Consider the following 25,829-nt stretch of genomic DNA (forward strand, 5'->3'; position numbering starts at 1 on the left):
CTACGCTTCCCAGCCGTGAGTGTGTCTGAAACTGCCCTGCCCGGAGCCGCAAAATCGGTGCGATTGTCACTGCCTCTGCTGGGTGCAGGGGCGGCGGCGTTTTTTACTCTGGGCGTCATTCAGGCCATGTACGGCCCTGCATTCGCTTTTTTTCAGACCCGTTTTGATGTCGGCACGGCAGCGGTAGGCTGGATTGCCAGCGTGCATTTTTTGGGATCGGCCCTCGCTCCGCCGCTGACAGGCGTGGCCCTGACGCGCTTTAGCCTGCGCCGCGTGGTGGTATCCGGCCTGCTGATTCTGGCCGCAGGGGTCAGCTTGGTCGGTTTTGCACCGCTCTGGAACCTGGCTCTGGCGGGGGCACTGGTGGGCGGATTGGGCCTCGGCACCGTCAGCGCCGCACTGAATGCCGCCTATGCCAGCGTGGGCACCCGCGCCGTAAATCTGGTGAATGCTGTGTTTGGGTTGGGCAGCATCGCCGCGCCGTTGGTGGTGGCGGGCTTGGCTCCGCGCAGCCTGGCCCTGCCGTTTTTAGTGGTGGCCGCACTCTCGGCCCTCACGCTGGGGCTGGTGCGGCTGTGGGGTGTGCCCGCCATGCAGGTGGCTCCTGCACAGGCAGTCGCGGCGCGTCCGGGAGTGCAGTTCGGATTGTTCGCGGCCCTGATCGCGGCTTATGTGGGCCTGGAAGCAGGCTTCGGTGCTTGGCTGGCGCGGCATCTGGACGGCGTCGGTCTGGCGGGCTCGGCCTTTATCCTCAGCGGATTCTGGGCGGGCCTGACGCTGGGACGCATTATTACTGGGGCAGTGGGAGCGCGGGTGTCTCCGCCCCGGCTGGTACTGGCGAGCGCCGTGCTGGTGGCCCTGTGTGCGCTGGGGGCCAGCAGCACCACCCTTGCCCCCTTCGCTTACCTGCTGGCAGGCCTTGGCCTCGGCCCAATTTTTGGCACCACGCTCGCGTGGATGACCCACACCCTGCCCGCCCGCCTGATTCCGTTCCTGCTGGTGGCGGGTTCGGCGGGTGGAATCCTGATGCCGATTCTGCTGGGCATACTGTATTCGCGCAGTGGCCCGGCTGCGGTACCTGCGGCGTTGGCGGTGTTAGGCGCGGTGTTGGTAGCGTTGGTGGCGGCCACTGCCCGCCTGACCCGGCTGCGTCCTGCGGCTCCGGCTGGCTGCTGACCCCCCACCTTTGCCTGAACCCCGCGCATATGACAGAATGCGCCCGGAATCCCAGTCAACCTGTCAGTCCCCGCACCGGGGCAAATTCATCCCCCATCCATCCCTGCCGTGATTTTTCCCTGACACCGAATACGGGCTTGTAGAGACAGGCGTTTGGTAGCGGAAAGCAACACGGCGCAACCGGAGGCAAGAGTGACGTCACAGGCAACCAAGCAGATCAGACTGACCCCCGAAGGCTTCGAGCGCCTTCAGAAGACCCTGTTGCAGGAGCAAAACCGCCTTGCAGAAGCCACACGCATTTTGCAAGAGCAGATGGAGACCAGCGCCGACAACGAAGACACCGGCCTGGAAGACGCCAAGCGCGAAAAGATGAATATCGAAGCGCGGATTGACGAACTCGAAGACACGCTGGGTCGCGCCACCATCATTGCCGAGCATGAAAACGAAGGCCGGGTAGAACTCGGCGCACTGGTCACACTGATCATTGACGCCACCAAAAAAGAGATGCGCGTGCAGGTGGTCAGCGCCCCCGAAGCCGCTGTACTGGGCGGAAGTCTGCCCCGCATCAGCGAAGACAGCCCCGTTGGGAAGGAACTGATGGGCCGCAAAAAAGGTGACGCCTTTGTGGTGAATCTGGACAACGGCAAGCAGATGAAATACAAGGTGAAGGCTATCGACTATTGAGGGTGTGGGGCGTAGATTTTCGGCTGTGGCACGAAGGACGGGCGTCTAAGGGTCTAAGAAGAGCGTTCGATTAGTTTTTATCCCCTCCCCCTTGTGGAACTCGCAGAGCTACGCAGGAGAGGGCGTTGCAAAGCAAGAGGTGAGGGGGCCACCGAGCAACCGTTCCTGCCCCCCATTCAAGTCAGCGTCGACCCAGTCTCCGCCACTTACAGGCCAGAGGAGAGCGCCATGCTCAAGCCTCTGGCCTGTGTTCTGTTGGCCTGCCTGATTGCGGCCCCCGCCCTATACTCAAGCTTATGTCGGAATTGCCCACCCCTGAACCCATTCCTCCGCGTCGCGACGGCCTGCACGAACAGACCATCAGTCGCCTGAACAATCTAGACGCCCTGCGCGAAGCGGGCTTCGAGGCCTTTCCCTACAGCTACCCGCAAACGCATCACGCTGCCGATGTACTGAAGGCGCACCCTTCCGGCGAGGTGGGCGAGAAGTGGGAAGACGAAACCTACAGTTTGGCAGGCCGTGTGATGCAGTTCAGGCACATGGGCGGCGCGGCGTTTGCCGATGTGCAGGATGAAAGTGGTACCTTGCAAGTCTACTTTGGCAAGAAAACGACCGAAGAATTTGCCGCTACCAAAAAGATTGATCTGGGCGACATCATCGGCGTGCGCGGCTTTCCGTTCGTAACCAAAACCGGACAGGTGACGCTGGAAGCTCAGGCGTGGCAACCGCTGGTGAAGAGCCTGCACCCCTTGCCCAGCAAGTTTTACGGCCTGCAAGACGAGGAATTGCGTGCCCGCCGCCGCTACGTCGATTTGATGATCAACCCGGAAAGCCGCGAGGTGTACCGCACCCGCTCGCGCATCGTGCGGGCTATCCGGCATTTTCTGGACGATCAGAACTTTATGGAAGTGGAAGGGCCGACCCTGCAAGTGGTGGCGGGCGGCACGGAAGCCAAGCCGTTTAAGACCTTCCACAATGCTCTCGGACACGAGTTTTCTATGCGAATCAGCCTCGAACTGTATCTGAAACGGCTGTTGGTCGGCGGCTTCGAGCGAGTATATGAAATTGGGCGCAATTACCGCAACGAGGGCATAGACCGCACCCACAACCCGGAATTCACGATGCTGGAAGCCTACTTTGCTTACGGCGACTACGAAGACATGATGAAATTGGTAGAAACCATGTTGCACGGCCTGGTCATGGAACTGCGCGGCATTCCCGTCATCGAATATCAGGGCAAAACCGTAGATTTCAGCCTGCCTTTTAAGCGTCTGGATTTCGTGACCGCACTCACCGACGCGGCAAACCTGGACTTCGATCCGCTGGACTTGGTGAAACTGCGCGAGTGGAGCGATGCCAAGCACCCCGAATTCCGCAAGGTACCCGGTTACAAGTTGCTGGACAAGTTGGGCGGCGAGTATGTGGAACCGGGCCTGATCAACCCCACGTTCCTGACCAATATGCCGCTGGTGATCAGCCCACTGGTCAAGGCCCACCGCGAGCGCCCCGGCGTGGCCGAACGTGCCGACCTGTACATCGCCGGGTTCGAGTTGGCCCCGATTTATTCCGAGCTGAATGACGCGCTCGATCAACGTGCCCGCTTTGAGGCCCAGACTGCCCGCCGCGACGCTGGTGACGACGAGGCCCACGAGCAGGACGAGGACTTTTTGCTGGCGCTGGAATACGGTATGCCGCCGACTGCGGGCATGGGCATGGGCATAGACCGCCTGACCATGCTGCTCACCGACCGCGACTCTATCCGCGACGTGCTGCTGTTCCCGTTGCTGCGGCCAGAAGTAGGGGGCGGGGCAGTTCAAGTGGATGGGGGCGAAGGGTAAGATTGTTAGAACGTCAAATTTAACAAGAATGAATCTTGACCGAGATTGAATTCTCGGTCATTTTTGTTGCTTGTGGGCCGTTCTCAATGGATGAAGCGGATAGACCTGTTAAGTTTCTCACGTGATAGGGGTAAAGGGCAACTGTAACCGGTTTAATTAATTCGTTCATTTGACAAACAAAATACTGAAGATGCAAGATAGCTTCATTCCAGATTCATCCACTCCTGCGCTCTGTAGGAAACCCGATGCCCTTTCTCTGCTGCCGACGCTGAGCTTCACCCCGCTTTTCCTGACGCCTGCTGCGGCTGCGCGTTCCATGTTTCTATGATCCAAACGGAGTTTCTGAATGTCTGAACCTGTTCACGCCACCCTTGACCTTGCGGCTATCCGCGCACAGCATACGTTGCTGCTGCTGGGACTGCTGTGGCAAGGCGAGCGTGCGCGGGTAGATATTGCCCGCGAGCTGGGATTGTCGCGCAGCGCGATCAGTTCTATGGTCAGCGAACTGATGGCGGTCGGGCTGGTGCAGGAAGTCGGCACACGTGGGTCGGCCACGGCGGGGCGGCGAGCAACACTGTTGGCACTGAACGACCGGGCCGCTTGCCTCTTGGCAATTGATCTGGGCAAAAGCCACGCCCGCGTAGACTTGCTGGATTTGCGTTGCCGCACGCTGGCGACCCGGCAAGTGCCGCATGATATCGGCCTTGGCCCAGCGGCCACGTGTGCGCTGCTGGCCCACCTGAGCGCAGGTGTGATCCAAGATGCGGGCCTGACGCGGGACGTGGTGGCGCTGGCGGGTGTAGGCGTACCCGGCCCGGTCGACCAGAGCACGGGCCAAATGGTGCAGCCCCCCAATATGCACAGTTGGGACGGCGAAAACGTGCGGGCCAGATTGGAAGGCGTGTTGGGCGTGGGCGTTCAAGTCGACAACGACGCCAATTTGGGCGCGTTGGCCGAAGCAAGGTTTGGGGCACACCGGGGCGCGGTAGACCTGATCTACGTGAAAGTCGCCACAGGCATCGGCGCGGGCGTACTGCTGGGTGGGCGCTTGCACCGGGGCGTGCGGGGCGGCGCGGGCGAAATCGGGCATATCAGCATCAATGAGCAAGCGGCGCAGGAGGCTGGGGGCAGCCCTCCAGAGAGTCGCGGCGACCTCGAAAGTTACGCGGCGGCTAGAGTCGTAGTGGCCTTGGCTGCCACTTTGCGGGCCGGAGGAATACCCACTACCTTGCCCGATCCCGCCACGCTGTCCGACCTGTTGGCGCACGCCAACACCGATCCCCTGGCCCGTGCCGTCTGGGAAGACTGCGGGCATCATCTGGGTGTAGCGGTCAGTACGGCACTGAACCTGTTCAATCCCGAAGCGGTGGTCATCGGCGGGCGGCTGTCTCAGGCTGGAGAAGTATTCCTGAACGCCGTGCAGCGCAGCGCCCTGAGCCGCACCATGCGGATCAATGCCGAGCGCACCCGCATCGAACTCAGCACGCTGGGCAGTGAGGCGGGCGTATTGGGGGCCGGGGCGATGCTGCTCGATCATCTGTTTACGCCGCAGGGATTGCGGCATCTGTACGCCATTTCTGCCTATACAGTGGCTCAGAACGCGGCCCATGCTACGGCCCAGGCGGCCGCGCATCCGGTTCTGAATGTGCAAGACCCCACTTCTCAAGCCCCCCTCCCTCCGGTCACGGTTTCCACCGCCGCGAGCCGCGCTCCACCAGAGGTTCGTGCAGACGCCCATCCCGTATCCCGCGCTCCACCCGGCCACCTTTAGCCGCTCCAAAATGGCGCACCTCAACTAGCCCACTTCTATTCCTTCTGGAGGAATCCTCATGCGTAAAGTTTCTTTAAAGAACGCCCTTCTTGTCGCTGCCGCCCTCGCTGTCACCACGTCTGCCTCTGCTGCGGGCAAACTCGAAATCTTTTCGTGGTGGTCGGGCGATGAAGGCCCCGCACTGGAAGCCCTCGTGAAGCTGTACAAGCAGAAGTACCCCGCCGTGGCTATCGACAACGCCACCGTGTCGGGCGGCGCAGGCACCAACGCCAAAGCCGTACTGAAGACCCGCATGCTGGGCGGCACGCCCCCTGACTCCTTCCAGGCCCACGCCGGACAAGAACTGATCGGTACCTGGGTCGTCGCCAACCGCATGGAAGACCTGAGCGCCCTGTTCAAGTCCGAAGGCTGGGATAAGGCCTTCCCCAAAGACCTGACGGCCCTGATTTCCAGCAAAGGCGGCATCTGGAGCGTGCCTGTCAACGTTCACCGCAGCAACGTCATGTGGTACAACCCAGCCAAATTGAAGGCTTGGGGCGTTACCGTGCCCAAAACCTGGCCCGAATTCATCACGACCTGCGCTACTTTGAAGCGTAAGGGCGTGGCCGCGCCGCTGGTCATGGGCGAAAACTGGACGCAGCAGCACCTCTGGGAAAACGTCATGATCGGCACGCTGGGCGCACAGGGTTGGCAAGACCTGTTCAGCGGCAAGATCAAGTTCACCGATGCCCGCGTCGTCGGAGCCTTCACCACCTTCGGCAAGGTCATGGACTGCGCCAACAAGGACGCCAGCGGCCTGAGCTGGCAGCAGGCCAGTGACCGGATCGTAGACGGCACCAGCGCCTTTAACATCATGGGTGACTGGGCTGCCGGATACTTCACGACCACCAAGAAACTGGCCCCCGGCACGGGCTTCGGCTGGGCCACCGCCCCCGGAACCAGCAAAGTCTTCGTGATGCTGGCCGATTCCTTCGGGTTGCCCAAGGGTGCCAAGAACCGCACCGAAGCCACCAACTGGCTGAAAGTGCTGGGCAGCAAGGCCGGACAGGACGCCTTCAACCCCCTGAAGGGCAGCATCGCCGCCCGAATTGACAGCGACCTGAGCAAGTACAACACCTACTCCAGAAGCGCCGCCACCGACTGGAAGAACAGCAAGATCGTGGGCAGCATGGCGCACGGAGCTGTCGCCCCCGAAAGCTTCATGAGCGCCTTCGGAGCCATCATCGACCAGTACTCGGCCAGCCGGAACAGTGCCGGAGCCGCCGCCGCTGCCCAGCAGTTGGCCGTGCGGGCTGGATTCGGCAAGTAAAAGCCCTGAGCGTGGGGGGTGGAGCGTGGATCGTGGTGTTCACGGTTCAGCTTCACCCCCTTCATTTTGGTTCTCATGTTCGTTGAGTCTCACCCTCGCCGTGCCGCTGTTTTCCCCGCACTTCAGTTCATGATTCACGTTCCCAAGGAGGCCACATTTTGAAAGGCCTGACCAAAGACCGCCTCTGGGCCATTGCCGTCCTGACCCCCAGTCTCATCTTGCTGGGCATTTTCGTCTACGGCTTTATCGCCCGTACCGTGTACGTCAGCTTTACCGACTGGGGCAACGATCCGGCGCAGGCGTTGGCCCTCGACCCTATCATTCGTTGGGTGGGGTTTGCCAACTATCAGGAACTGTTTACCGGGTTCCTGCAAGGCCGCTTCCGCCAGGAGTTGGTCAGCACGATCTTCTTCACGGTATTTTTCATCTTGGGTTGCCTGGGCCTGGGCCTAGGGTTGGCGCTCGCGCTTGACCGCAATCCCAAGGGTGAGGCGCTGTGGCGCACCATTTTCTTGTTCCCCATGAGCCTCAGCTTTATTGTCACGGGCACCATCTGGCGCTGGATGCTGCAACCTCAGGGCGGCGTCAACCAGTTTCCGACAGCAGTGGGCGCACCTGCCAGCACCTTCGGGTGGCTCAGCTCCACCGATTCCATCTGGAAATTTGACTGGAATCTGCTCCCGATCATCACGGCTGTGGTCGTGGCCCTCGTCATGGGCGTGGTGGCTTACCGTGCTTACGCCAGCGGCCAGCGCACCCGGATGCTTGTGGCCGCGGCCAGTACCGCCGTATTGCTGCTGTGGGCCATCTTCATTGCGCCTAACCTCAAAATGCTGCCCGCGCCCGAACTGCACGGCTTCAATCTCGCCCTCATCGGCATCATCATTGCGGCGGTGTGGCAAATGAGCGGCTACACCATGGCGCTGTATCTGGCCGGACTGCGCGGTATTCCCGAAGAACTGCGCGAGGCGGCCCGCGTGGACGGCGCAAACGAAATCGACATGTACCGCCGCGTCGTGTTCCCCTTGCTGTCGCCCATCACCCTCAGCGCCATGATTATTCTGGGTCACATCAGCCTCAAGATTTTTGACCTCGTGTACGCGATGGCTGGCCCCGACAACACCTTTACCAGTGTTCCGGCGCTGAACATGTACCTGACCAGCTTCCGCCAGAACCAGTTTGCGCTGGGGGCGGCCATCGGCACCATCTTGCTGATTCTGGTCGCATTCATCATCGTGCCTTACCTGTCTTCCCAGTTCCGCACCGAGGAAAGCCACTGATGACCACCATTCCTGCCGCTGCCACCTCCAAACCGCCTGCTACCGCGCCCCGCAAAAGCTTGGGGCGGCCCGGTTTGTATATCGTCCTCATCGTGGCCGCGCTGTTTTTCCTGCTGCCCATTTACCTGCTGTTTGCCACCGCCCTCAAGTCACCCGACGCGATTAATCTGGCGACCACCTGGCGCTGGCCCGCTGCGCTGAATTGGGCCAGTTTCTCCGAGGCGTGGGCCAAAATCGGCGGCAACCTGGGCAACAGCCTGTTTTTGGCCGTCGTTGCCACCATTCTGGCCGCCATGATGGGCAGCCTCAACGGGTACGCCCTCGCCAAATGGAAGTTCCGGGGCGCAAACACTGTCTTCGCGCTGATGCTGTTCGGCATGTTCATTCCCTATCAGGCCGTGCTGATTCCGCTGTTCCAGTTCATCAAGGCGCTGGGGCTGTACGGCACGATCTGGGGCCTGATCTTGGCCCATGTGGTGTACGGTCTGCCCATCACCACCCTCATTTTCCGCAACTTCTACGCCGATGTGCCCGACGCTCTGGTCGAAGCCGCCACCATCGACGGCGCAGGCTTCTGGCAGATCTACCGCCGCGTTATCTTCCCGATCAGCATTCCGGGCTTCGTGGTGGTCATCATCTGGGAATTCACGCAGGTCTGGAATGAATTCCTGTTTGCGGCCACGCTGACCAACACCGCCGCGCAACCCGTCACTTACGCCCTGTCCCAGTTGTCGGGCGGGCAGGCGGTGTCGTGGAATCTGCCGATGGCAGGCGCGATTCTGGCCGCGTTGCCCACGCTGCTGGTGTACATCCTGCTGGGCCGCTACTTCGTGCGCGGCCTGCTGGCCGGAAGCGTGAAGGGCTGAAGTTTCCCCGGTATACAAGTTAAGACGAAGGCCAGAGCGAATGTTAACGCTCTGGCCTTCTTGTTTTGGGGCGGGCACGCTTCCCCGGTGGCCCCCTCTACTTCGCAGCGCCCCTCTCTTTGAGCTGTCCCAATACCACAGCTGGAGAGGGAAAAAACCTTAAGTTGAGGTTCTGGCCTTTTCTTAGACCCTTCGACCCTTAGACGCCGTTCCCACGTATCACAGCCGACAACCCACACGCCAGTTATGCCATCTGCAAAGGACTGACCATCGCTGCCGCTTCCGGGGCAAAGCGCGGCAGTTCGGGTAAATCGTTGCCGTTGGCGTCAATCAGCGTGCCGTACATCATGTGCGGGGTGGCCTGATTAATTCGAACCCGGTGGACACCCGCGCCTGTGATCCCCAGCACCTTGGGTACAACGGTGGGGTGATTGCCCCGCGTATGGCCTTCCAGAAAACCCTCGCTAAAGGCATCGCCGCGCAGCAACACTTCCTGAATACTGCCCACGTGGGCGGCGTTTTTGCGGGCGCTCCATTCTTTTTGCTTGGCAATCAGGCGGGTCAGGCGTTCCACTTTCAGTTCACGCGGCAGGTCTTCAAAGTGCTTGTAACTGGGTGTGCCGGGCCGGGCTGAATACGCGAACATATAGGCGCTGTCGTAGCCCACCTCGTCGTAGAGACTCAGCGTTTCCTCAAAGTCGGCCTCGGTTTCGCCGGGAAAGCCCACGATGATGTCTGTTGCCAAGACCGCGTTTGGAATGTGCTTGCGAATATTGGCGATGTGGTGCAAATATTCCTCGCGGGTATACTCGCGGGCCATGCGCCGAAGCACGCGGTTGCTGCCACTTTGCACCGGCAAATGCACGAACTCGCAGACGGCGGGCGTTTCGGCCATTGCTGCGGCCACGTCCTCCGTAAAGTTCATGGGGTGGCTGGTCGTAAATTTGATGCGCCGGATGCCACTTCGCCCCACCATTCTCAGCAGGTTGGCAAAGCTGGGAAACCCGGCCAATTTCGCGCCGCCGTCTACCCCGTAGGCGTTCACGTTCTGGCCCAGCAGGGTCACTTCCTGCACGCCTGCGGCCAGTTGCATGTCCAGCTCGCGCAAAATCTGGTCGGGGTGGCGACTCACCTGCGGGCCGCGTGTGGTCGGCACGATGCAGTAGGTGCAGTGGTGGTCGCAGCCGCGCATGATGGTCAGGTGCGCCTGCAATTTGCCCACAGGCGGCGGCGGAATATGATCGTGCAACTCGTCCTTAAATTGCAGGCCCCAGAACCGCTCGTTGCTCTCCAGCGCCTTGCCGATATCGAGCAGGCTGCCGGGGCCGAGCAGCACATCCACCTCAAATTTGCGGGCAATCTGCTGCCCCTCTTCCAGTTGTGCCAGGCAGCCCATCATGCCGATGACCAGCGGGCGCTCGGCCTTCAGTTTGCGGAGCGTGCCCAGCACGCTGCGAACCTTGTCTACGGGTTTGCCGCGCACAGCACAGGTATTGATCAGCACAAAATCGGCTTCGTCCACGCTGTCTACGATCTGAGCGCCGAAGCTGACCAGTTGGGACTGCACCAGATGGGTGTCGTACTCGTTCATCTGGCAGCCGTAGGTAATAAGGTGGGCCTTCATTCGATCACGTCCTTGGGGCTTGCCGGAGGGATTCCGGGGCCGAAATTTGCCCGATTTTGCCGGGCAGGAAGGGGCAGTTTAGCGTAAGAGGGGGTGCGGCGGGGGCTTTGGCGTTGGGTTGAGGAAGAGGTTGAAATTAAGTTTTTGAATTTGTCCCACGATTTCCCCCACCCCCCACCCCCAAAGGAGTCAGGGGAGTTGTCGCTGCGCTCGGCAGCATTGATCTTGTCGCGTCCACACTCGGCTCAATCGTTCACCTGAAGCGGAATCGCCAATCGTCTTTAAACTGGAATTGGCCGGCGCATTGCACGCACCTTGGGGCCTCACACGGATGGGGCGGGGAAGGTTGAGGGTGGCGGTGTGGTGGCACTTGCTGCCCTTGCGTGAGAGGGGTGAGTGAGCGCCAGCTATTGCCCTTCCTTAGACCCTAGACCTTTCAACTCTCCGCCCTCTACCGCACCCGCCGCAGCGTCACCGGATAACTCAGCGCATTTACTCGCAGGCGTCCGGCCAGCAGATCACCCTTGACCGTGCCACTCAGGAAGGCGGCCGACTTGGCGCTCAGGCCGTCCAGACCGAAGCCCAGAATGCTGAAGCGGGCGCTGGGGCCAGCGTTGGCAGCCAGCTTGATGGTCAATTCCTGGCTGCCGTCCGGGTGGGCAGTATCGTGCCAGCCGCCGAAAAACGGTCTCCGCTGGTGCGGTTTTCCATCACCCCCTTTGCGTCGTAGATCAGCGGATTCACCGTCACGGTCAGGCGGTACTGTTGCGGGCGCAGCAGCACAGTGGCCTGTCCCTCGAAGACCTGTACGGATTGAGGCTGGGCAGTGGGCGCACAGGCCGCCAGCATCAGCGGCAGCATGAACAACGCCTGCTTCAAAACTCTTGGTCTGGAACAGGAACCGGGTAGACGAGGCTGTTCACGATCTTGAGGCGTCGGTCGGGTTCGCCGTACAGGGCGCTGATCAGGCCCGTGCGGTTGGCGGTAAACCACGCTTTGGCCGGGGGCGATTTCGCCAGCGCCGTTGCCAGCACGCGCTCGGCTTCTGCACCCTTGCCTGCCAAGATCATGTTGCCGTAGTAGCCGCTGATGCGGGGCTTCAGGTTTTCCAGCTCAGGGTAGTTCACCATTCGGTCTTGCAAATCCTTCAGTTCGCGGGCGGCGGCCTGGGCGGGCACGTAGGCGTAGGCGCGGGTGCGGTCAACCAGTCGAATACCGTCCCAGCCGATCACGGCATTCAGGCCGGGGCTGTCGGCATACGAATAATCATAGTAGGCCAGCGAATCGAGGCCCACCAGCAGTTCGGACGTGCCGTCTTTATTGAAATCTACGGGTAGGAAACCGTAGTTGCCTGCATCCAGAATCCCGATGTTTTGCACGCTGCCCGTGTCCTGCGTAAAAATGTGCGCGGTGAGGCAGCAGTGCGCACCGCCCGAAAACGTGCTGACCACCAGTTCAGGCATTCCGCCGGGACGCAGCTGTACCAACCGCACACCTATGTCGAAGTCAGTGACCGTGAAAATAGTGCGTGAGCCGTTGCTGAGGGTCAGTTTGGCGGTGGGCATGCTGTTGTCGGTCATGGACGCGCGTGTGAGCTTGAGGGTCAGTGCACCCCATGCAGTGGGCGTGGGCGGAGTCGCGGCCTGCGCCAGAGCGGGAGCAACAACCGGGGACAGGGCCAAAGCAAGGGCAAGACACCCAGGGCGGAGATTCATGACCCTAGGGTATGCCGAAAGGGTGAGTGTGGGGGGCCGTTTCCAGTCATCCCCCCCATTTCAAACCTCAGAGCCAGCATCAGAGCCAGCGCCCGTTTCGAGCGCGAGGCCCAGCCCCAGCAGGCGGTCATCGTGGCCTTGCCGCATCATCAGTTGCACGCCCACACCTTCAGCTTGTGTGGGCAGGGCCAACGCCGGAACCCCCAGCAGACTAAACGGGGCGGTCAGGCGCAGCACGGCGCGGCGCAGGGCCAGCGGGCCGCCTTCCAACTCTGCGGTTTCTTGCCCGATCAGCGGCGGCGGCGTGGGCACGGCGGGAGCCAGCAGCACATCGAACCTGCTCCAGAGGGCGTCCAGAATCTCCCGGTATTCGGCGCGTCGGGCGTGGGCGGCCTCCACCTCTGCTGCCGTGAGGGCCGCCCCCTGCCGCAGCAAGCCCAGCGTAAACGCCGTGAAACCGGGGTCATCTTGCCGCAACGCTTCCCGGTGAACCTGCGCCGCTTCACTTAGCACAATGGGGGTGTAGGCATCCAGCATTTCGGGCAGCACGGCGGGGGAAAGGCTGGCCCCCAGGCCCTCCAACTGTGCCGCGAACGCCTCTACCGCTTCCCGCACCGGGCGATCTGTCCAGCCTTCCGGCAGCCACAGGCCCACGCGCAGGCCTGACCAAGGTTGGGCCTTGATCTGCGTTCCGGTGAGTGCGGCGTGGACGCAGGCCAGCGTTGCCACATTCCGCGCCAGAGGCCCCGCATGATCGCAGGTGGGGCTGAGAGGCAACACGCCCGCCCGCGAATAATCGGGGTGATCCTTGCTGGGCTTGAAGCCTGCCACGCCGCACCACGCCGCCGGAACGCGGATGCTGCCGCCGGTATCAGTTCCCAGTGCGAAGTCCACCTGCTTCAGCGCCACACTGACCGCTGCCCCGCTGCTGCTGCCGCCTGGACTGTGCCCCGGCAAGGTGGGGTGCTCGGTGCCGCCGTAGCCGTTCATGCCCGTAATACCCAGCGCGATTTCGTGCAGGTGTGTTTTGCCCACCGCCGAGGCTCCAAGTTCCAGCAAACGTCGTACCAGCACGCTCTCGCCCGGATCGGGCACGGGGGCGCGGGTGCTGGCAGTCAGCGGCCAGCCCGCCACACCGTAGAGGTCTTTGACGCTGAAGCTAAGGCCCGACAACGGCCCGCCCGACTGCCCTTCTATCGGCTGAGAGGGAACATATGCCCAAGCCCGTTGTGTGTCAGAGAAGTCGGGGGAACCGGGCAGGCTGGAACCGTCGGAAATCATCCCCACAGCCTACAACCCACGTCCCACACCACACCGCCCGCAGCCCTCAAAACGGCAAAATCGCGGGCTGTTTCCAGACGCCCTGAGCAAGCGTAAACGGCCCGAAAGTAGGCTGCCCCAAGAGACCCAGATCAGCCGCGAAGGTACCGTCTAGGCGGTAGCTGGTTTCCTGCCCACGCGCAATCTTCAGGAAAGTCGCGCCAGTGCTGACCGTGAGGGGGAGGCTGAGGTTGGCGTCCTGCACCGCTTCGCCGCGAGCAGGCAAGTTCACGTTGGGCAGATCGATGGTTCCCACGTCCTGTCCATCCAGAATCAGGCGGGTGGCAATGTTGGCAAGGCGCACGGGCACGCCGTTGGGATTGCCCACTTTTACGCGGAGAGTGATGTTGGCGGTGGGGGTGCCAAGTAGCGTCAGGCTGTTCAGGCGCACACTCTGAACCTCGAAGGTGGGCAACTGCACTGCCTGTTGCAGGGGGGCGCACCCCACGAGGGCGGCAGAAACGGCGGCAAGGGGCAACAGGAGGGGGCGCATAGCCTAGGCTAGCGTGCTGACTGGGTGGATGCCTGACCCGTTTCTGAATGCGGCTTGTTGCCGCCCCTTCCCTGCCCCTCCCCGCCTGCTACCCTGACCCGCATGAAGCAGATTCGGGCAGGCAAGATCAGGGGCATGGCGCTGGGTGCGGCCTTGCTGGGCAGCACGGCGGGCGCGGTAGATCTGGATTTTGGTGTCGCCTATCAGGTAGACACAGGCCGCACGGGAACGGAAACAGTGGGTGGGGGCAAGTTTTGGCAACAAACCACCACCCGCGTCGGCGTGTCCAATTTCAGTGTGCTGGGCGGCACTCCCTTCGCGGGAACGTTGTCGGCAGGCGTGTCCAACCGGGCCGTAGACGTGGGTTACGCGCTGGGGTTGTCGTTGCCGCCACTGGGGGCCGTCAGTTCCCGCACTGATCTGGCGGTAACTTGGCAGGGTGGCCTGCGCCTGTCTTCCCGCGCCACGGGTACGGCAGGCCCAGTGGCGCTGAACGCGGGGGCCAGTTTCTTCACCACGTCGGCCACCGCTGTAGACCCGCTGGCTGCGTGGACATTCGCCCCGACTGATCTGCGGAACCGGGGATATACGGCTGACGTGGCCGCCCGCTACCGCCTGAGCCGGACGCTGGTGGCTGTGCTCGGCGGAGAATTTGGCGCACAGAATCAGGGTTTTGTAGGTATAGAATCCCGCCGCGACCTGACCCGTGTGCTTGCTCCCAGTGAAGGCGACGATCCCACCTTAGAGCCAGCCACCGAGCGCACCGGAAGCCTGACCTTCCGGGCAGGCGCACGCGCTGGGCAGGGGATTCTGGGCGTTACGGGCGGCGTCACCTACGCCACCGAAGAAGGCCTGAGCCTCGGCCTGGACGCACTGGTTGGGCGCGGACAAACCGATCCGGGCAGCACAGGTTTAATGGTAACGGGCCTCACCTACGGCCTGACCGCCAGCGTCACGGCACCCGACTTGCTGGGCGAGGGGAGCAGCATCCGGCTGTATTCGGCCTACGAGCCTTGGCGCACGGCTAGCGCTCCCCTGCGGGTGGGTGCAGAAGCCAGCTTGCCCATCGGCCCCGGCGAACTGAGCCTCGACGTGCGCGGTGGGCGTAATCCCAGCGGCACGGCAGGCTTCGGCGCACGCGTGGGCTACCGCCTGCCGCTGGGTGGGGGTCAGTCAGGTGACGCTGATTCTCCCCAGGACAGCACGCCCTGAACCATTTCAGCGTCCTTCCAAAGATGCACACCCGGCAACTAAACCAGCCATCAGCCCGTGCGGTTCCTTCTCATGAGAGCAGACGAGATACTGCCCGCATGAAGAATCTGTTGACCCTCTCTGTGCTGGCGCTGGCGGCCCTGTCCTCGGGCGCGGGTGCTCAGACTGCCCAAGACATCCTCAACCGCGTAGACAGCGCCCAGAAATCCGCCAAAGACGTGTCCTTTCGCCTCAGCGGAACGGCCAGCCTCGAAACCTCTGCCCAGAAAATCGACCTGACCGTGAAAAGCATTCCAGCACAGAGCGTGGCCCGCCTGCAATTTCTCGCGCCCGATGCTCTGGCCGATAACGTGGTGGTGGCCGACAAGAACGAGGTGCGTCAGTACCTGTTTCTGACCAACCAGATCACGGTCACTCCGGTCAAGAAGGCCGCGAACTCGGCAGGCTTCGGTGGGCTGGATTTCACGCAACTCAGCAACGCGGCGACCCTGCTCAGTCAGTACAGCGTGAAGCTGCTGGGCACGACTGGCGCGGCAGGCAACCGTCTGTTCCAGTTGGAAGCCACCCCCAAAGGTACGGGTAGCACCGACAAGGCCCGCGTCTGGATTACCGAGGCAGGCTGGAGGCCCACGCGCCTGCAACTTGTCAGCAGCGGCAACAAAGTTCTGGCCGACCTGAACGTGTCCAGCTACAAGATCAATGCGGGCCTGACAGCAGCCAAACTGCGTGCCCTGCCCAAAGACGCCGAAATCATTCGTCAGTAACGGCCAAACAGAATCAAATATCATCAGATTCAAATGGAGGAGAAGGGGCCACGTGCCACCTTCTCCTTTTTGGCTGGAGTTGAGGTCGGCTGATTACATTGGTGCAAGCAGCAACAACCGTTAAAGAGCGCTGATAGCCGGGCTTAGCTCCTCGGATGCCCTTCGTCCTTCGCAAAAAGCAAAGCAAAAGCCCCCGCGTGTTGGCAGGGGCTGGTCGGTGAATGCCTTTCTTGGTTTGGGTTCAGTTCAGAACGCGGCGTGCGCCGTTGTAGCGGCTGGCCCAGTAGACATTGCTGAACAGTGGCTCGACGACGGTGCGGCCCCGGTAGCTGTTGGCATTGGCCATCATGCCGTCGCCTACATACAGCCCGACGTGGCTGGCGGTGCGGCCCATCGTGTTGAAGAAGACGAGGTCGCCTGCACGCAGGTCGCGGCGGCTGACAGGGCTCCCGCTACGCCACTGGGCAGCGGCGGTACGGGGCAAGTTGATGCCCAGCGAGCGGAACACATTCATGGTGAAGGCGCTGCAATCGATGCCGCCGCCGCCTGTGCCGCCCAGCACGTAGCGGATGCCCAGCCAGCGGTTGGCGGCGCTGCGAACGAACACGCCGCCACGCGACGGAGCAGCGGCGGCCTGGGGCTGGGGCGCGGCGGGACGGTTGACCACAGGGGCCGCACTGCCGCCAATATTCAGGCGCTGACCAACCTGAATGGTGGTGCTGTTCAGACGGTTGAGCTTCATCAGCGTGGGAGCGTCCACGCGGGTAGCACGCGCGATGGAATACAAAGTATCGCCAGATTTAACGGTGTAGGTGGCGGCCAAGGAGCTGGAAGTGCTCAACGCGGCGGCAATCATTAGGACTCGGAAGGCATTCATCGACCCCTGAAGTTTATCCCATCTTTATTTATTTGGCCTTAATCCACTGGGTAAAACCGGTGTTTTATGCGCCTATACGGTCTCTATGCGCACTCAAAAATTCATATTGTGCCTGTTCATGCGCCTTTATCTCAATGTTCTCAGAAAGCGGCTCATTTCTGATTTCAAGCTTAAGGTGTGATGCTGGGCGGGTTTAGAGCCAATGCCAAAAAGTCGTTTTCTCAGGGTTCTCATGATGAAAAACGGGCTTCACAGTTCAGATGACCTGGTCACGGCTGCCCCGGCCCGCGCTTATACTCTCGCCAATCGCCGCTTTTCTGCGTGCCCGTTTTCTCCGCCCCTGACCCGCTGCCTACGCTGGAGGCTTGATGAAAGAACCGATGAGTACCGAACAGATGTTGCAAGGCCTGAAACACTACCGCCGTATTGCCCGTCAGGACATGCTGCGTGCCCCCGAAACGCCCCACCCGGACGCATTTTTGGCCCACGCCGAAAGCCGCCGCGCCCTCTATGTCGACCTCGGCACGCACGCTGAAAAGCACGCTCCCTCCGACGTCGTGGCCCACGCGCTGGAGTTGTATCAGGCCATTCCCTTTTCCACGGGCACGGCTGAACACGAATATCCTGACCTCAAGGGCCGCGAGAACGCCCTAGAGAACTTCTTTTTGCTGGTGGGCCTCGACCCCAAGACCCGTCGCGAGGCCCGCAGCCGCCGCCCCAAGATGGACAGTCCTAAAGAAGAAGCCGCTCCGGTTGCACCTGTGCCCACGAGCGATACTCCCAGCGAACTGACCTCCGGCTAAGGACTCCTTTCCAACCGTCATTTGCGTTCCGCTGTGCAGGAGCGCGGCGCGTTATGGTTGAGGCATGACGGCCCCCCACCCGTTTTCCCCCGATCCAGCCTCGGCAACTCTGGCGTTGGCCGATGCCGCCGCCCTGCAAGCTCTGGAACTGCGGGCCAAGGGCTGTACGGCCTGCAAATTGCGGCCCGGCTGCACGCAGGTCGTGGTGGCCGACGGAAATCCGCAGGCCCGTCTGGTCATCATCGGGGAGGGGCCGGGGGGCGACGAAGACCGGTTGGGTCGCCCGTTCGTGGGCCGCGCCGGACAACTGATGGACAAGATTCTGGCCGCAGTGAACCTCACGCGGGCCGACACCTACATCACCAATATCGTCAAATGCCGTCCGCCGGGAAACCGCGCCCCCGAACCCGACGAAACCCAGATTTGCACCGAGCTGTGGCTGGAGCCGCAGTTGGCCCTGTTGCGCCCACAGATCATCCTGAGTTTGGGCAACACGCCTACGCAGTACTTGCTGGGCACCCGGCAGGGGATTACCCGTATTCGCGGCTCTTGGCACCCCTTCCGGCGCGACACGTGGACCCATGACGCCCTCCTCATGCCTATGTTTCACCCCGCCTACCTGCTGAGAAATGAAAGCCGTGCGGCGGGGGGGCCAAAGAGCCTGACGTGGCGTGATATTCGGGAGGTGGCCGCCGTACTGCGCGGGGAAAAGGAGCCGGAAGGGCTGGTGAAGCCGGAGCCTGCGGATATGGTGGGGCAGCCGGGGCTGTTCTGATTTAGGTTGAGATTTTGACGTATTGGGCTTGTCCTACGTTGGATTCCCCAGCTTCGCAGCTCTGCGAGTCCGCTGTGGAGGATTGATCTTGTCGCGTTACAACTCGCCTTCTTCGTCTATCTGAAGCGGAATTTCCAGTTCATTCCAAAATGGAATTGGCCCGCCCACTGCGTGGACGACGGCCTCACACGCATTCGGGTGGGAACGGTTTAGGGTGGCGGTGTGGGGATTGTTGTTTCCCTTGCCCTAAGCGGGGCAGGGGGTAAGTGAGCGTCAGCGATTGCCCTTCACCTGCCCTTAGACCCTTAGACCTTCCCTCTCCCTCACCGCCCCGAATTCAGCACATTTCTCGTTCGTTCGGGCAGGGCGGCACGTTCGGACGGCAGTAGTTGCACACGCGGTTTGCGGAAGGTCAGCGACAAAAAGATTTCGGCCTGCTGAAGCAAGAACTCGCGGTAGCCTTGGCCTATTGAATCCGGCTTCGGCCCACTGCGGACGCATTCCAGCGCCAGCAAATCCAGTTGGCTTTTCAGTTCCTCCAGCGCCAACGTGCGGGCCGCGTTCATGCCGCTGTCTCCCAGTGGCCCAGACAGCGTGGGCAATCTCTCCGGCAGGCGCATCAGCAACTTAGCGGCGCGTTTTACGTTGGGGTCTTCCAAGGAGAGGGCGCAGGCGCGGCAGGGCTGTTCCTTGCTGGCCTCATTGCAGACCGGACAGGGCCGCCACCCCTGCTGCTCACGCCATTTTCTGGCCCGCGTGATAGCTTCGGCGGCCCGCAGCGCGGCGGGTTTCAGGTCGCCCTCTATGCCTTTCACCAACGCCTGAGCGCGTTCGAGATCGGGTGCGGGCAGCGGTGCAGGCGTGGGGGCCGCCGCTTTGGTGGTGCTGCGAATCGTGCCCACGCTAAATCGGATTTCATTGATCGGATAATCGCCCAGCAGGGCATTCAGCGCCTTCAAAAAATGGTGGCGCTGCATGCTGAGGTGGTGAGCGGTGGCACTGTCGCGCACCTCTACAAACAGCGTAGAACCCTGCTGAGACCGGGGCCGCGTGAGTTTGGCGATCTCTGGCCCCACCGCCTGCGGCCAGGCCAGAATGGCCCGCGCCCGCTGCACGCCCTTGGCAATCCGGGCCGTGCCCAGCGTCGCGCCCATCAGTTCGGCAATGCCCAGAGTGCCGCCCCAGCGCCGGGTTTTGCTCATGCGCTGGCCTCTAGGGGAGCCTGTTGTTGGTCTTCGGGCATAAAGCGGCCCGCGTGCGCCCGCAAGGTCAGCACGGCTCCCGGCGCCCTTTCCGTTCCGGTCACGATGGCCTGCGGCACACTGGCGGCCAAGTCCAGCAGGAAGGCGCGGCGGGTCGGGTCAAGTTCGGCGCTAAAGTCGTCGATCAGCAGCACCGGCTTTTCTCCAAATTTTTCCGATAACAGTTCCAGTTCGGCGCGGCGCAGGGCCAGAGCGACGGTGCGGCCCTCGCCCCGGCTGGCATATTCGGAGGCCGAAAAGTCGCCCAGCGTCAGGGTGAGGTCGTCGCGGTGCGGCCCGGTCACGGTGGCTCCGCGTGCCAGCTCCTCGCCCCGGCGGGCGCTGAGGTCGCGGGCGTAGTGTTCGGGGGTGGTGGATTCGGTCAGGGTCAGCTTCAGCGGTTTGCGGCTGCCCAGCGCGGCGTTGGCCTCGCCTGCCAGTTCGTCCAGCCGGGTCAGGGCGCGGCGGCGAAACAACATGATGTCTCCGCCGAGTTTCAGCAGGGGGTCGTCCCAGACGTGCATGGCCCATTCTTCGCCGCCTTTGAGGGCTGCATTGCGCTGCGACACCGTGCGCTCATAGCGGGCCAGTTGCTCGGCGTAGCGGGCGCTGATGCGCGAGAGGAGCGCGTCCAGATACGCCCGCCTTCCAGCAGGGGGGCCGAACACCAGTTCGCTGTCTTCGGGCCTAATCCACACGGCGCTGCCACGCGGCAGGTCTCCGGTCTTCACGCGCACGCCGTCTACCTTCAGTTGCCGCCGCCCGCGCCCCAGCCCCACTTCCTGCACGCTCAGGCTGCCGCCCTGCTGCAAATCCGCCCGCACATAGGCCTCTTTTTCGCCCGACTGCACCAGTTGCTCCAGGCGGTTCACGTCGGTCAGGCCGGTCAGGGCCAGATACGCCGCTTCCAGCAGATTGGTCTTGCCCGCGCCGTTTTCCCCGTACACGCCCGTCACGCCCGCCGGGAAATGCAACGTATCGGGTGCGAGGTTGCGGTAATTCAGGGTAGACAGGGACTCCAGATGCACGCCCCCCATTCTACGTTCGGCGGCAGGAAAGAAATGGGGTGTGGGTTGTGAGACGTGGGATGGAGGAGAAGCTTGGGCTTATGCTTTCTCAATGTCCGGTTCCCTTTCTGACCTGCTGATCGTCACGCCCCACCCTTCCGGCCAGCTCCCCGCCGACGTGCTGCACGACATGTTGGGCGACGACGCCTTCGACAGTGCCAAGCGTGCCGCCTTCCTGCGCCGGGTGTTTCTGGAAGGCGATCCCTTCACCGACCTGATCTACCTGGTGCCGGGGGCGGGGCATGTGCAGGCCGCGTGGAGCCGCTTTGCCGTAGACCTCAACCGTGACCGGAACGACACCGCCGACAACGGCGTCATCAAGGTCATTGATTTTGACCGTTCGCCGCTGTATCCGGCTGACTTTGCCTTATCACCCGCTGCCCGCGAAAGCCGCTTGCGCCGCCTGTGGGACGCCTTTGATGCACAGGTACAGGCCGAACTGGCGGGCAAGCGCCTGATGATCGTGGGCCACAGCATGGCTCCGTATGGCCCCGCCCTCAGCCCCACCCCCGGCGTGCCGCGCCCTGGCATCACGCTCATGCTGGGGAGTGCCAAAACGCCTACCTTTCCGCTTGCCCAGTGGGACGCCCTGCAATCCGTCTGCGCCGAAGCGTTTGCGCCGCTGCTCACCGGAGAATTTACCCGCGTGGCGATTGGCGATCCGTGGGACACCGACACGCTGAGCCTGAACCATCAGCGGCGCACGGGCGTTCCCGCGTTTGGAATAGAGGTCAATGCGGGCCTGTACTTGCGGGATGGGGAGGGGCAGGATGGGGCAATTCGGGCGCTGAATGGGGCCTTCAGGCAGTTTGCAGCGGGGGCTTTGGCGTTGGTTTGAAGTGAGGGGTGGTTGGGCTTGTCCTACGCTTTGCCCCACCCCCCAGCCCCTTACCCCACCGGATAGGGGGAGCGAAGCGCTCTGCTTCGCAGCTCTGCGAGTCCGCTCGGGAGGATTCATCTTGTCGCGTTTTGAGTTAGCTTGTTCGCTCACTTGAAGCGGAATTGCCAGTCGTCTTGACATTGGAATTGGCCCGCGCGTTGCACGCACCTTGGGGCCTCACACGGAGTTGGGCGGCGACGATGTGATGTTTGTTTTTAGCCCTTCCCCCTTGGCTGGTACAGCTCTGCAGGAGAGGGGGGAGGTTGGGAGCAACGTAATTGCCCTGCCTCACCCCTTAAACCCTTGCTCCTTCCCCCACCCCTAGGCCTCCCGGCTCGCCAATTCCCGCACCGCGCCCACCAAGCGTGCGGCGGCTGTCTGATCCGGCGCGTCTTGCAACGCCTGTTCTAATAGCTCAATTCCTTCCCTAGCCTGTGCATAGGCATAGGCCTGTGCGTAGGCCACGCTGCCGCTGTCCAGCAACCAGCGGTGAATGTCGGCAATGGTGGTGGCGTCTTTGGCGGGGCGATCCAGGTGCATCTGTTCCAAGAAGATGTCCTTTTGCTGTGCCGAGGCGGTCTGGAGCCAGTGCAGCACGATTAGGGTGCGCTTGCCTTCCAACAGGTCGCCGCCGATTTCCTTGCCGTATTTGGCCGGGTCGCCCAGCAGGTTCAGTACATCATCCCGAATCTGGAAGGCCGCGCCGAGGGCCAGCCCGGCCGCCGTAAAGCGTTCGTCGGGGGCCAAACCTGCGGCCAGTGCGCCCAGTCTCAGCGGCACGATCACCGTGTAGTGGGCGGTTTTCAGGCTCACCATGTGCAGGTAGTCGGCCTCTTTCAGCGTCCATTCGCGGCGCTCCACCCATGCCAGATCAAGGTGCTGGCCCTCTGCGGTGCGGTGAATCATCGCCAAGAATTCTTCCATCGCCCCCGGCACGCCCGCGCGGTGAACAGCGGCCCACATATAGGCGTGCAGCGCGTCTCCGGCGTTGATGGCGAGTGCTACCCCGTGCAGTCGGTGCAAGGCGGGCTGACCCCGGCGTTCCTCGGAGTCGTCTTCTATGTCGTCGTGAATCAGCACCCAGTTCTGGAAGAGTTCCAAAGCGGTTGCCAGCCACAGGGCGCGTTCCCAGGCCTCCGTACCCCTTTGTACACCGTGCGCCCCAGCACTCGCCAGCAGCAGTTCGCTGCGAATGCCTTTGCCGCCGCGTATCGGGTAGTCGCGCAGCATGGCAAAGTAGCGGGCCAATTCAGGATGAGAGGCAGCGGTGGGCAGCAGCGAGAGGGCGCGTTCTAGTAGTTCGGGGCGCATGGAGCGACAGTGTAGAGCGGCGGGCGGTGGGAAGGGAAAGAGTGAAGATGCAGAGGGGAAAGTCCAACACGTCTCCAGCTTTCGTCCCGCGCATTCCTCACATGCCTTGTCTAAACTGGCCTCAGATGTCGTCTGCCACTTCTGCCCGTGCGCCTGCCTACTTGCGGTATCTGCTGTTGGGCGGCGTGTTGGCCCTGCTGGGCATCCTGTTCCTCATTCCCGACGTCCGGGCTTTTTTCGCGGCTGGGGCTGCGGCCCTGCGCTCCTCCGATCCGGGGGTCACGCACGCCTGGGTCGATGGCCTGGGCTGGGCTGGCCCGCTGGCCCTGATCGCGGCGTTCGTGGCTCAGGCCGTTATTCCGGTGCTGCCCGCGCTGGTCATGACCGCCGTCACTGCCCGCGCTTACGGCCCCGTGGAGGGCTTCTTCATCGTATATATCGGCACGTTGTTGGGCGCGGTGGCGGGCTACTGGCTGGGGCGCGGCGTCGGAGACCAGTTGGTCAGGATGCTGGCAGGCGAGCGCACCCGCAAGCGGGCCGAAGATTTTGCCCGCAAACACGGCGTTCAGGGCGTGTTGATGGTGCGCCTGATGCCCATTCTCAGCGCCGACGTGATGAATCTGGTGGCGGGCGCGGCCCGGATGCCGTTTCGCCCCTTCATGCTGGCAACGGCGGCGGGCGCGTTTCCGGTCACGTTGTTGGTCATCTGGCTGTCTGGGTCTACGTCACGCATGGTGTGGGGCCTGGGCGTGCTGTCGCTGCTGGTGGCGGCGGTGGCAGGCTGGCGCACCTGGATGGGCAGGCGGCGGGCAGCGCGGTCAAGTTCGACTCCTTCACCTGACCAGACGCCCGACTCCTAAACCGCCCGGTCATTCTCCTGTCAGGTAGACTGCCTCACGGTTGCGCCGTCCACCCAAAGCCGGAAGGCAAGCGGGCGGTGGCGCGGGCGGGAGGATCATGACGGAAGACACGCAAGCGGGCAAGCAGGCCGGAGGCTCCGCATACGAACGGGCAGGAGTAAGCATAGACGCCGGACACCGGGCTGTGGCCCTGATGAAATATGCCGTGGCACGCACGCATACGCCCGCAGTTCTGGGCGGCATCGGCGGCTTTGGCGGGCTGTTCCGGGCGCAGTTTACGGGCACAGACGGTAGCCCAATGACCGATCCGGTGCTGGTGGCTTCTACCGATGGCGTCGGTACCAAAACCAAGGTCGCGGTGCGGGCGGGCCAGTTCAAGGGACTCGGCGCAGACATCGTGAACCACTGCGCCAACGATATTCTGGTGCAGGGCGCACGGCCCCTGTTTTTCCTGGATTACGTGGCGATGGGGGTCTTGCGGCCCGAAGCGGTAGCCGATGTGGTCACGGGTGCGGCAGAGGCATGTGAGGCGCTGGGCGTGGCCCTGCTGGGCGGCGAAACTGCCGAAATGCCTGGTGTGTACGTAGAGGGAGAACTGGACATCGTGGGCACGATTGTGGGCGTCGTGGACCGGCCCAAGCTGATAGACGGCTCGCGCATCCGGGCCGGTGACGCCGTGATCGGCCTGCCCAGCAGCGGCCTGCATACCAACGGCTTCAGCCTTGCCCGCATGGCACTCGATGGTCTGGATTGGCAACAGGCCCGCGCCGACTTGGGTGGGAAATCGTTGACAGAAGTGCTGCCGATTCCGCACCGCGCTTATGGCCCGGCCTTCGATGCCCTTACCGCCGCTGAGGTGGATGTGCGCGGCATGGCCCACATCACGGGCGGCGGCTTGGTCGACAATCCCCCGCGCATCTTTCCGGAAGGCGTGGGCATGCGGATCAATACTGCGTCCTGGACAGTACCGCCCCTGTTCGAACTGATCCTGGAACGCGGCAATGTGGCCCGCGCTGAAGGCTTCCGTGCCCTGAATATGGGTGTGGGATTCCTGTTTATCGTGTCTGCCGAGCAAGCTGAAGCGGCCCTGAACGCCCTGCAAGCCGCCGGGGAAAGCCCCTGGATTATCGGTGAAATGACCGAAGGCAGCGGCGTGCAGTTCACGCCCCAGCGAGAAGGGGTGAGTTCTTGAGTTCCGACGCACCCCGCAAACGCCTCGCGCCTTTTGGTTTTACGCCCCCAGACCGCGCCACCGCCACCGAATTCTGGGTGGTGCGGCACGGTGAAAGTACTTGGAATGCCGATGGCCGGTATCAGGGCCAGACCGATGTGCCCCTGAGTCATATCGGGATTTTGCAGGCCGCCAGCCTGGCCGAGCGCCTGACCGGACTTCACTTTGACGCCGTGTACACCAGCGACCTCGTGCGGGCCTCGCAAACGGCAGACGCGGTGGCCGAACGCCTGCTGGGCAACCCGCCTGTGCAAGCCGACCCCGGCCTGCGTGAAATAGACGTGGGCGAGTTGTCGGGCCTCGTCATTGCTGATATTCGCGCCCGCTTTCCCGACTACCTGAGCACCCTGATCCGGGAACCGTGGGCCACCCGCAGACCCGGCGGCGAGAGCATGGAAGACCTGTTTGCCCGCTGCGGGGCGGCCTTTGACCGCCTGCGGGTGCGGCATCCCGGCGGACGCGTGCTGGTGTTTACTCACGGCGGCGTCGTGCGTGTGGCGGTGGGCCTGGCTCTGGGCGGTGTGCCTGCCAACGCCTGGGCACGTCTCAGCGTTACCAATACCAGCCTAACCCGCGTGCTGCTCGGAGAAAACAGCGGGACGTTGCTGGGTTTCAACGACGACGCGCACCTGGAAGACTTGATCGAGGCGACGGAAGCCGACGACGTGCTGGGGCAGGCGCAGTGAGGGGCTGGAGCATGGTGGAGAGAACCTGGAACGTGATTCGTACCAC

Annotated in this window: 25 protein-coding genes; 15 read left to right on the forward strand and 10 right to left on the reverse strand. The window is 62.6% G+C overall.

The window, feature by feature from the left end; genetic code table 11:
• Positions 1-15: 15 nt before the first annotated feature.
• The 7 genes from M1R55_RS12960 to M1R55_RS12990 all read left to right on the forward strand — a co-directional run bounded on the left by M1R55_RS12960 (position 16) and on the right by M1R55_RS12990 (position 8,924).
• Positions 16-1,176, forward strand: a complete 1,161-nt coding sequence (locus tag M1R55_RS12960) for a sugar MFS transporter (RefSeq protein WP_249392160.1) — start codon at positions 16-18, stop codon at positions 1,174-1,176.
• Positions 1,177-1,368: 192 nt separating this feature from the next.
• Positions 1,369-1,860: a GreA/GreB family elongation factor gene (locus tag M1R55_RS12965; protein ID WP_249392161.1), complete on the forward strand. Its 492-nt coding sequence runs from the start codon at positions 1,369-1,371 to the stop codon at positions 1,858-1,860.
• 296 nt (positions 1,861-2,156) lie between these two features.
• Entirely contained in the window at positions 2,157-3,698 is a 1,542-nt protein-coding gene (gene lysS / locus M1R55_RS12970; RefSeq protein WP_249392162.1) for a lysine--tRNA ligase, read from the forward strand.
• A gap of 346 nt (positions 3,699-4,044) precedes the next feature.
• A complete protein-coding gene (locus M1R55_RS12975) occupies positions 4,045-5,469 on the forward strand; it encodes an ROK family transcriptional regulator (RefSeq protein WP_249392163.1) in 1,425 nt (474 codons plus the stop codon).
• A gap of 58 nt (positions 5,470-5,527) precedes the next feature.
• Positions 5,528-6,778 carry an ABC transporter substrate-binding protein gene (locus M1R55_RS12980; RefSeq protein ID WP_249392164.1) on the forward strand — a complete coding sequence of 417 codons (1,251 nt, stop codon included), beginning with the start codon at positions 5,528-5,530 and terminating at the stop codon, positions 6,776-6,778.
• Positions 6,779-6,936: 158 nt separating this feature from the next.
• Entirely contained in the window at positions 6,937-8,058 is a 1,122-nt protein-coding gene (locus tag M1R55_RS12985) for a carbohydrate ABC transporter permease (protein ID WP_249392165.1), read from the forward strand.
• Positions 8,058-8,924: a carbohydrate ABC transporter permease gene (locus tag M1R55_RS12990; protein WP_249392166.1), complete on the forward strand. Its 867-nt coding sequence runs from the start codon at positions 8,058-8,060 to the stop codon at positions 8,922-8,924. The genes M1R55_RS12985 and M1R55_RS12990 overlap by 1 nt, the downstream gene beginning before the upstream one ends.
• A 244-nt stretch (positions 8,925-9,168) precedes the next feature.
• Here the strand turns inward: M1R55_RS12990 and miaB are convergent, their stop codons facing one another.
• From miaB to M1R55_RS13020, 6 genes are all read right to left on the reverse strand, one after another.
• Positions 9,169-10,548: a tRNA (N6-isopentenyl adenosine(37)-C2)-methylthiotransferase MiaB gene (gene miaB / locus M1R55_RS12995; RefSeq protein WP_249392167.1), complete on the reverse strand. Its 1,380-nt coding sequence runs from the start codon at positions 10,546-10,548 to the stop codon at positions 9,169-9,171.
• 451 nt (positions 10,549-10,999) lie between these two features.
• Positions 11,000-11,185 carry a hypothetical protein gene (locus M1R55_RS13000; protein ID WP_249392168.1) on the reverse strand — a complete coding sequence of 62 codons (186 nt, stop codon included), beginning with the start codon at positions 11,183-11,185 and terminating at the stop codon, positions 11,000-11,002.
• On the reverse strand, positions 11,182-11,409 hold the full coding sequence (locus tag M1R55_RS13005; protein WP_249392169.1) for a hypothetical protein: 228 nt from the start codon (positions 11,407-11,409) through the stop codon (positions 11,182-11,184). Before M1R55_RS13005 ends, M1R55_RS13000 begins: the two co-directional genes overlap by 4 nt.
• Positions 11,410-11,423: 14 nt before the next feature.
• Positions 11,424-12,263 carry a hypothetical protein gene (locus tag M1R55_RS13010; protein ID WP_249392170.1) on the reverse strand — a complete coding sequence of 280 codons (840 nt, stop codon included), beginning with the start codon at positions 12,261-12,263 and terminating at the stop codon, positions 11,424-11,426.
• Positions 12,264-12,323: 60 nt separating this feature from the next.
• Positions 12,324-13,544, reverse strand: coding sequence for an amidase (locus M1R55_RS13015; RefSeq protein ID WP_249392171.1), 1,221 nt, complete (start codon positions 13,542-13,544; stop codon positions 12,324-12,326).
• A 46-nt stretch (positions 13,545-13,590) separates the two neighbouring features.
• Complete coding sequence (locus M1R55_RS13020) at positions 13,591-14,076, reverse strand: LEA type 2 family protein (RefSeq protein ID WP_249392172.1); 486 nt, start codon at positions 14,074-14,076, stop codon at positions 13,591-13,593.
• A gap of 102 nt (positions 14,077-14,178) precedes the next feature.
• Here M1R55_RS13020 and M1R55_RS13025 point away from each other — a divergent pair, with 102 nt between their 5' ends.
• Positions 14,179-15,288, forward strand: a complete 1,110-nt coding sequence (locus M1R55_RS13025) for a hypothetical protein (protein ID WP_249392173.1) — start codon at positions 14,179-14,181, stop codon at positions 15,286-15,288.
• A 98-nt stretch (positions 15,289-15,386) separates the two neighbouring features.
• Positions 15,387-16,052, forward strand: coding sequence for an outer membrane lipoprotein carrier protein LolA (locus M1R55_RS13030; protein ID WP_249392174.1), 666 nt, complete (start codon positions 15,387-15,389; stop codon positions 16,050-16,052).
• 241 nt (positions 16,053-16,293) lie between these two features.
• Here M1R55_RS13030 and M1R55_RS13035 read toward each other — a convergent pair whose 3' ends face one another.
• The gene (locus tag M1R55_RS13035; RefSeq protein ID WP_249392175.1) at positions 16,294-16,929 is read right to left on the reverse strand and encodes a C40 family peptidase; all 636 of its coding nucleotides are present in this window, start codon (positions 16,927-16,929) and stop codon (positions 16,294-16,296) included.
• A gap of 368 nt (positions 16,930-17,297) precedes the next feature.
• On the opposite strand from M1R55_RS13035, the gene M1R55_RS13040 reads away from it, so the two are divergent.
• Entirely contained in the window at positions 17,298-17,732 is a 435-nt protein-coding gene (locus tag M1R55_RS13040; protein WP_249392176.1) for a hypothetical protein, read from the forward strand.
• A gap of 64 nt (positions 17,733-17,796) precedes the next feature.
• A complete protein-coding gene (locus tag M1R55_RS13045) occupies positions 17,797-18,507 on the forward strand; it encodes a uracil-DNA glycosylase (RefSeq protein WP_249392177.1) in 711 nt (236 codons plus the stop codon).
• A gap of 323 nt (positions 18,508-18,830) precedes the next feature.
• Here the strand turns inward: M1R55_RS13045 and M1R55_RS13050 are convergent, their stop codons facing one another.
• Positions 18,831-19,709, reverse strand: coding sequence for a DUF721 domain-containing protein (locus tag M1R55_RS13050; RefSeq protein ID WP_249392178.1), 879 nt, complete (start codon positions 19,707-19,709; stop codon positions 18,831-18,833).
• Positions 19,706-20,785, reverse strand: coding sequence for a DNA replication and repair protein RecF (recF, locus tag M1R55_RS13055; protein WP_249392179.1), 1,080 nt, complete (start codon positions 20,783-20,785; stop codon positions 19,706-19,708). Before recF ends, M1R55_RS13050 begins: the two co-directional genes overlap by 4 nt.
• 82 nt (positions 20,786-20,867) lie before the next feature.
• Between recF and M1R55_RS13060 the strand changes: the two genes are divergently transcribed.
• A complete protein-coding gene (locus tag M1R55_RS13060; protein ID WP_249392180.1) occupies positions 20,868-21,653 on the forward strand; it encodes an N-formylglutamate amidohydrolase in 786 nt (261 codons plus the stop codon).
• A 363-nt stretch (positions 21,654-22,016) separates the two neighbouring features.
• Here M1R55_RS13060 and M1R55_RS13065 read toward each other — a convergent pair whose 3' ends face one another.
• Positions 22,017-23,006, reverse strand: coding sequence for a polyprenyl synthetase family protein (locus tag M1R55_RS13065; RefSeq protein WP_249392181.1), 990 nt, complete (start codon positions 23,004-23,006; stop codon positions 22,017-22,019).
• Positions 23,007-23,131: 125 nt separating this feature from the next.
• On the opposite strand from M1R55_RS13065, the gene M1R55_RS13070 reads away from it, so the two are divergent.
• The 3 genes from M1R55_RS13070 (at position 23,132) to M1R55_RS13080 (ending at position 25,783) form a co-directional block, all read left to right on the forward strand.
• Positions 23,132-23,866, forward strand: a complete 735-nt coding sequence (locus tag M1R55_RS13070) for a TVP38/TMEM64 family protein (RefSeq protein ID WP_249392182.1) — start codon at positions 23,132-23,134, stop codon at positions 23,864-23,866.
• 97 nt (positions 23,867-23,963) lie between these two features.
• Complete coding sequence (purM, locus tag M1R55_RS13075) at positions 23,964-25,058, forward strand: phosphoribosylformylglycinamidine cyclo-ligase (protein ID WP_249392183.1); 1,095 nt, start codon at positions 23,964-23,966, stop codon at positions 25,056-25,058.
• Positions 25,055-25,783, forward strand: coding sequence for a histidine phosphatase family protein (locus M1R55_RS13080; RefSeq protein ID WP_249392184.1), 729 nt, complete (start codon positions 25,055-25,057; stop codon positions 25,781-25,783). Before purM ends, M1R55_RS13080 begins: the two co-directional genes overlap by 4 nt.
• Positions 25,784-25,829: the final 46 nt, after the last annotated feature.

The sequence above is a fragment of the Deinococcus sp. QL22 genome (assembly GCF_023370075.1).
Classification (GTDB): Bacteria; Deinococcota; Deinococci; order Deinococcales; family Deinococcaceae; genus Deinococcus.

What these genes read in the sequence shown, in the direction of transcription:
- lysS (WP_249392162.1), top strand. Translation starts at nt 2,157, where the DNA reads ATGTCGGAATTGCCCACCCCTGAACCCATTCCTCCGCGTCGCGACGGC.
- M1R55_RS12975 (WP_249392163.1), top strand. Translation starts at nt 4,045, where the DNA reads ATGTCTGAACCTGTTCACGCCACCCTTGACCTTGCGGCTATCCGCGCA.
- M1R55_RS12980 (WP_249392164.1), top strand. Translation starts at nt 5,528, where the DNA reads ATGCGTAAAGTTTCTTTAAAGAACGCCCTTCTTGTCGCTGCCGCCCTC.
- M1R55_RS12990 (WP_249392166.1), top strand. Translation starts at nt 8,058, where the DNA reads ATGACCACCATTCCTGCCGCTGCCACCTCCAAACCGCCTGCTACCGCG.
- miaB (WP_249392167.1), bottom strand. Translation starts at nt 10,548, where the DNA reads ATGAAGGCCCACCTTATTACCTACGGCTGCCAGATGAACGAGTACGAC.
- M1R55_RS13005 (WP_249392169.1), bottom strand. Translation starts at nt 11,409, where the DNA reads ATGCTGCCGCTGATGCTGGCGGCCTGTGCGCCCACTGCCCAGCCTCAA.
- M1R55_RS13010 (WP_249392170.1), bottom strand. Translation starts at nt 12,263, where the DNA reads ATGAATCTCCGCCCTGGGTGTCTTGCCCTTGCTTTGGCCCTGTCCCCG.
- M1R55_RS13015 (WP_249392171.1), bottom strand. Translation starts at nt 13,544, where the DNA reads ATGATTTCCGACGGTTCCAGCCTGCCCGGTTCCCCCGACTTCTCTGAC.
- M1R55_RS13020 (WP_249392172.1), bottom strand. Translation starts at nt 14,076, where the DNA reads ATGCGCCCCCTCCTGTTGCCCCTTGCCGCCGTTTCTGCCGCCCTCGTG.
- M1R55_RS13025 (WP_249392173.1), top strand. Translation starts at nt 14,179, where the DNA reads ATGAAGCAGATTCGGGCAGGCAAGATCAGGGGCATGGCGCTGGGTGCG.
- M1R55_RS13030 (WP_249392174.1), top strand. Translation starts at nt 15,387, where the DNA reads ATGAAGAATCTGTTGACCCTCTCTGTGCTGGCGCTGGCGGCCCTGTCC.
- M1R55_RS13035 (WP_249392175.1), bottom strand. Translation starts at nt 16,929, where the DNA reads ATGAATGCCTTCCGAGTCCTAATGATTGCCGCCGCGTTGAGCACTTCC.
- M1R55_RS13040 (WP_249392176.1), top strand. Translation starts at nt 17,298, where the DNA reads ATGAAAGAACCGATGAGTACCGAACAGATGTTGCAAGGCCTGAAACAC.
- M1R55_RS13045 (WP_249392177.1), top strand. Translation starts at nt 17,797, where the DNA reads ATGACGGCCCCCCACCCGTTTTCCCCCGATCCAGCCTCGGCAACTCTG.
- M1R55_RS13050 (WP_249392178.1), bottom strand. Translation starts at nt 19,709, where the DNA reads ATGAGCAAAACCCGGCGCTGGGGCGGCACTCTGGGCATTGCCGAACTG.
- recF (WP_249392179.1), bottom strand. Translation starts at nt 20,785, where the DNA reads ATGGGGGGCGTGCATCTGGAGTCCCTGTCTACCCTGAATTACCGCAAC.
- M1R55_RS13060 (WP_249392180.1), top strand. Translation starts at nt 20,868, where the DNA reads ATGTCCGGTTCCCTTTCTGACCTGCTGATCGTCACGCCCCACCCTTCC.
- M1R55_RS13065 (WP_249392181.1), bottom strand. Translation starts at nt 23,006, where the DNA reads ATGCGCCCCGAACTACTAGAACGCGCCCTCTCGCTGCTGCCCACCGCT.
- M1R55_RS13070 (WP_249392182.1), top strand. Translation starts at nt 23,132, where the DNA reads ATGTCGTCTGCCACTTCTGCCCGTGCGCCTGCCTACTTGCGGTATCTG.
- purM (WP_249392183.1), top strand. Translation starts at nt 23,964, where the DNA reads ATGACGGAAGACACGCAAGCGGGCAAGCAGGCCGGAGGCTCCGCATAC.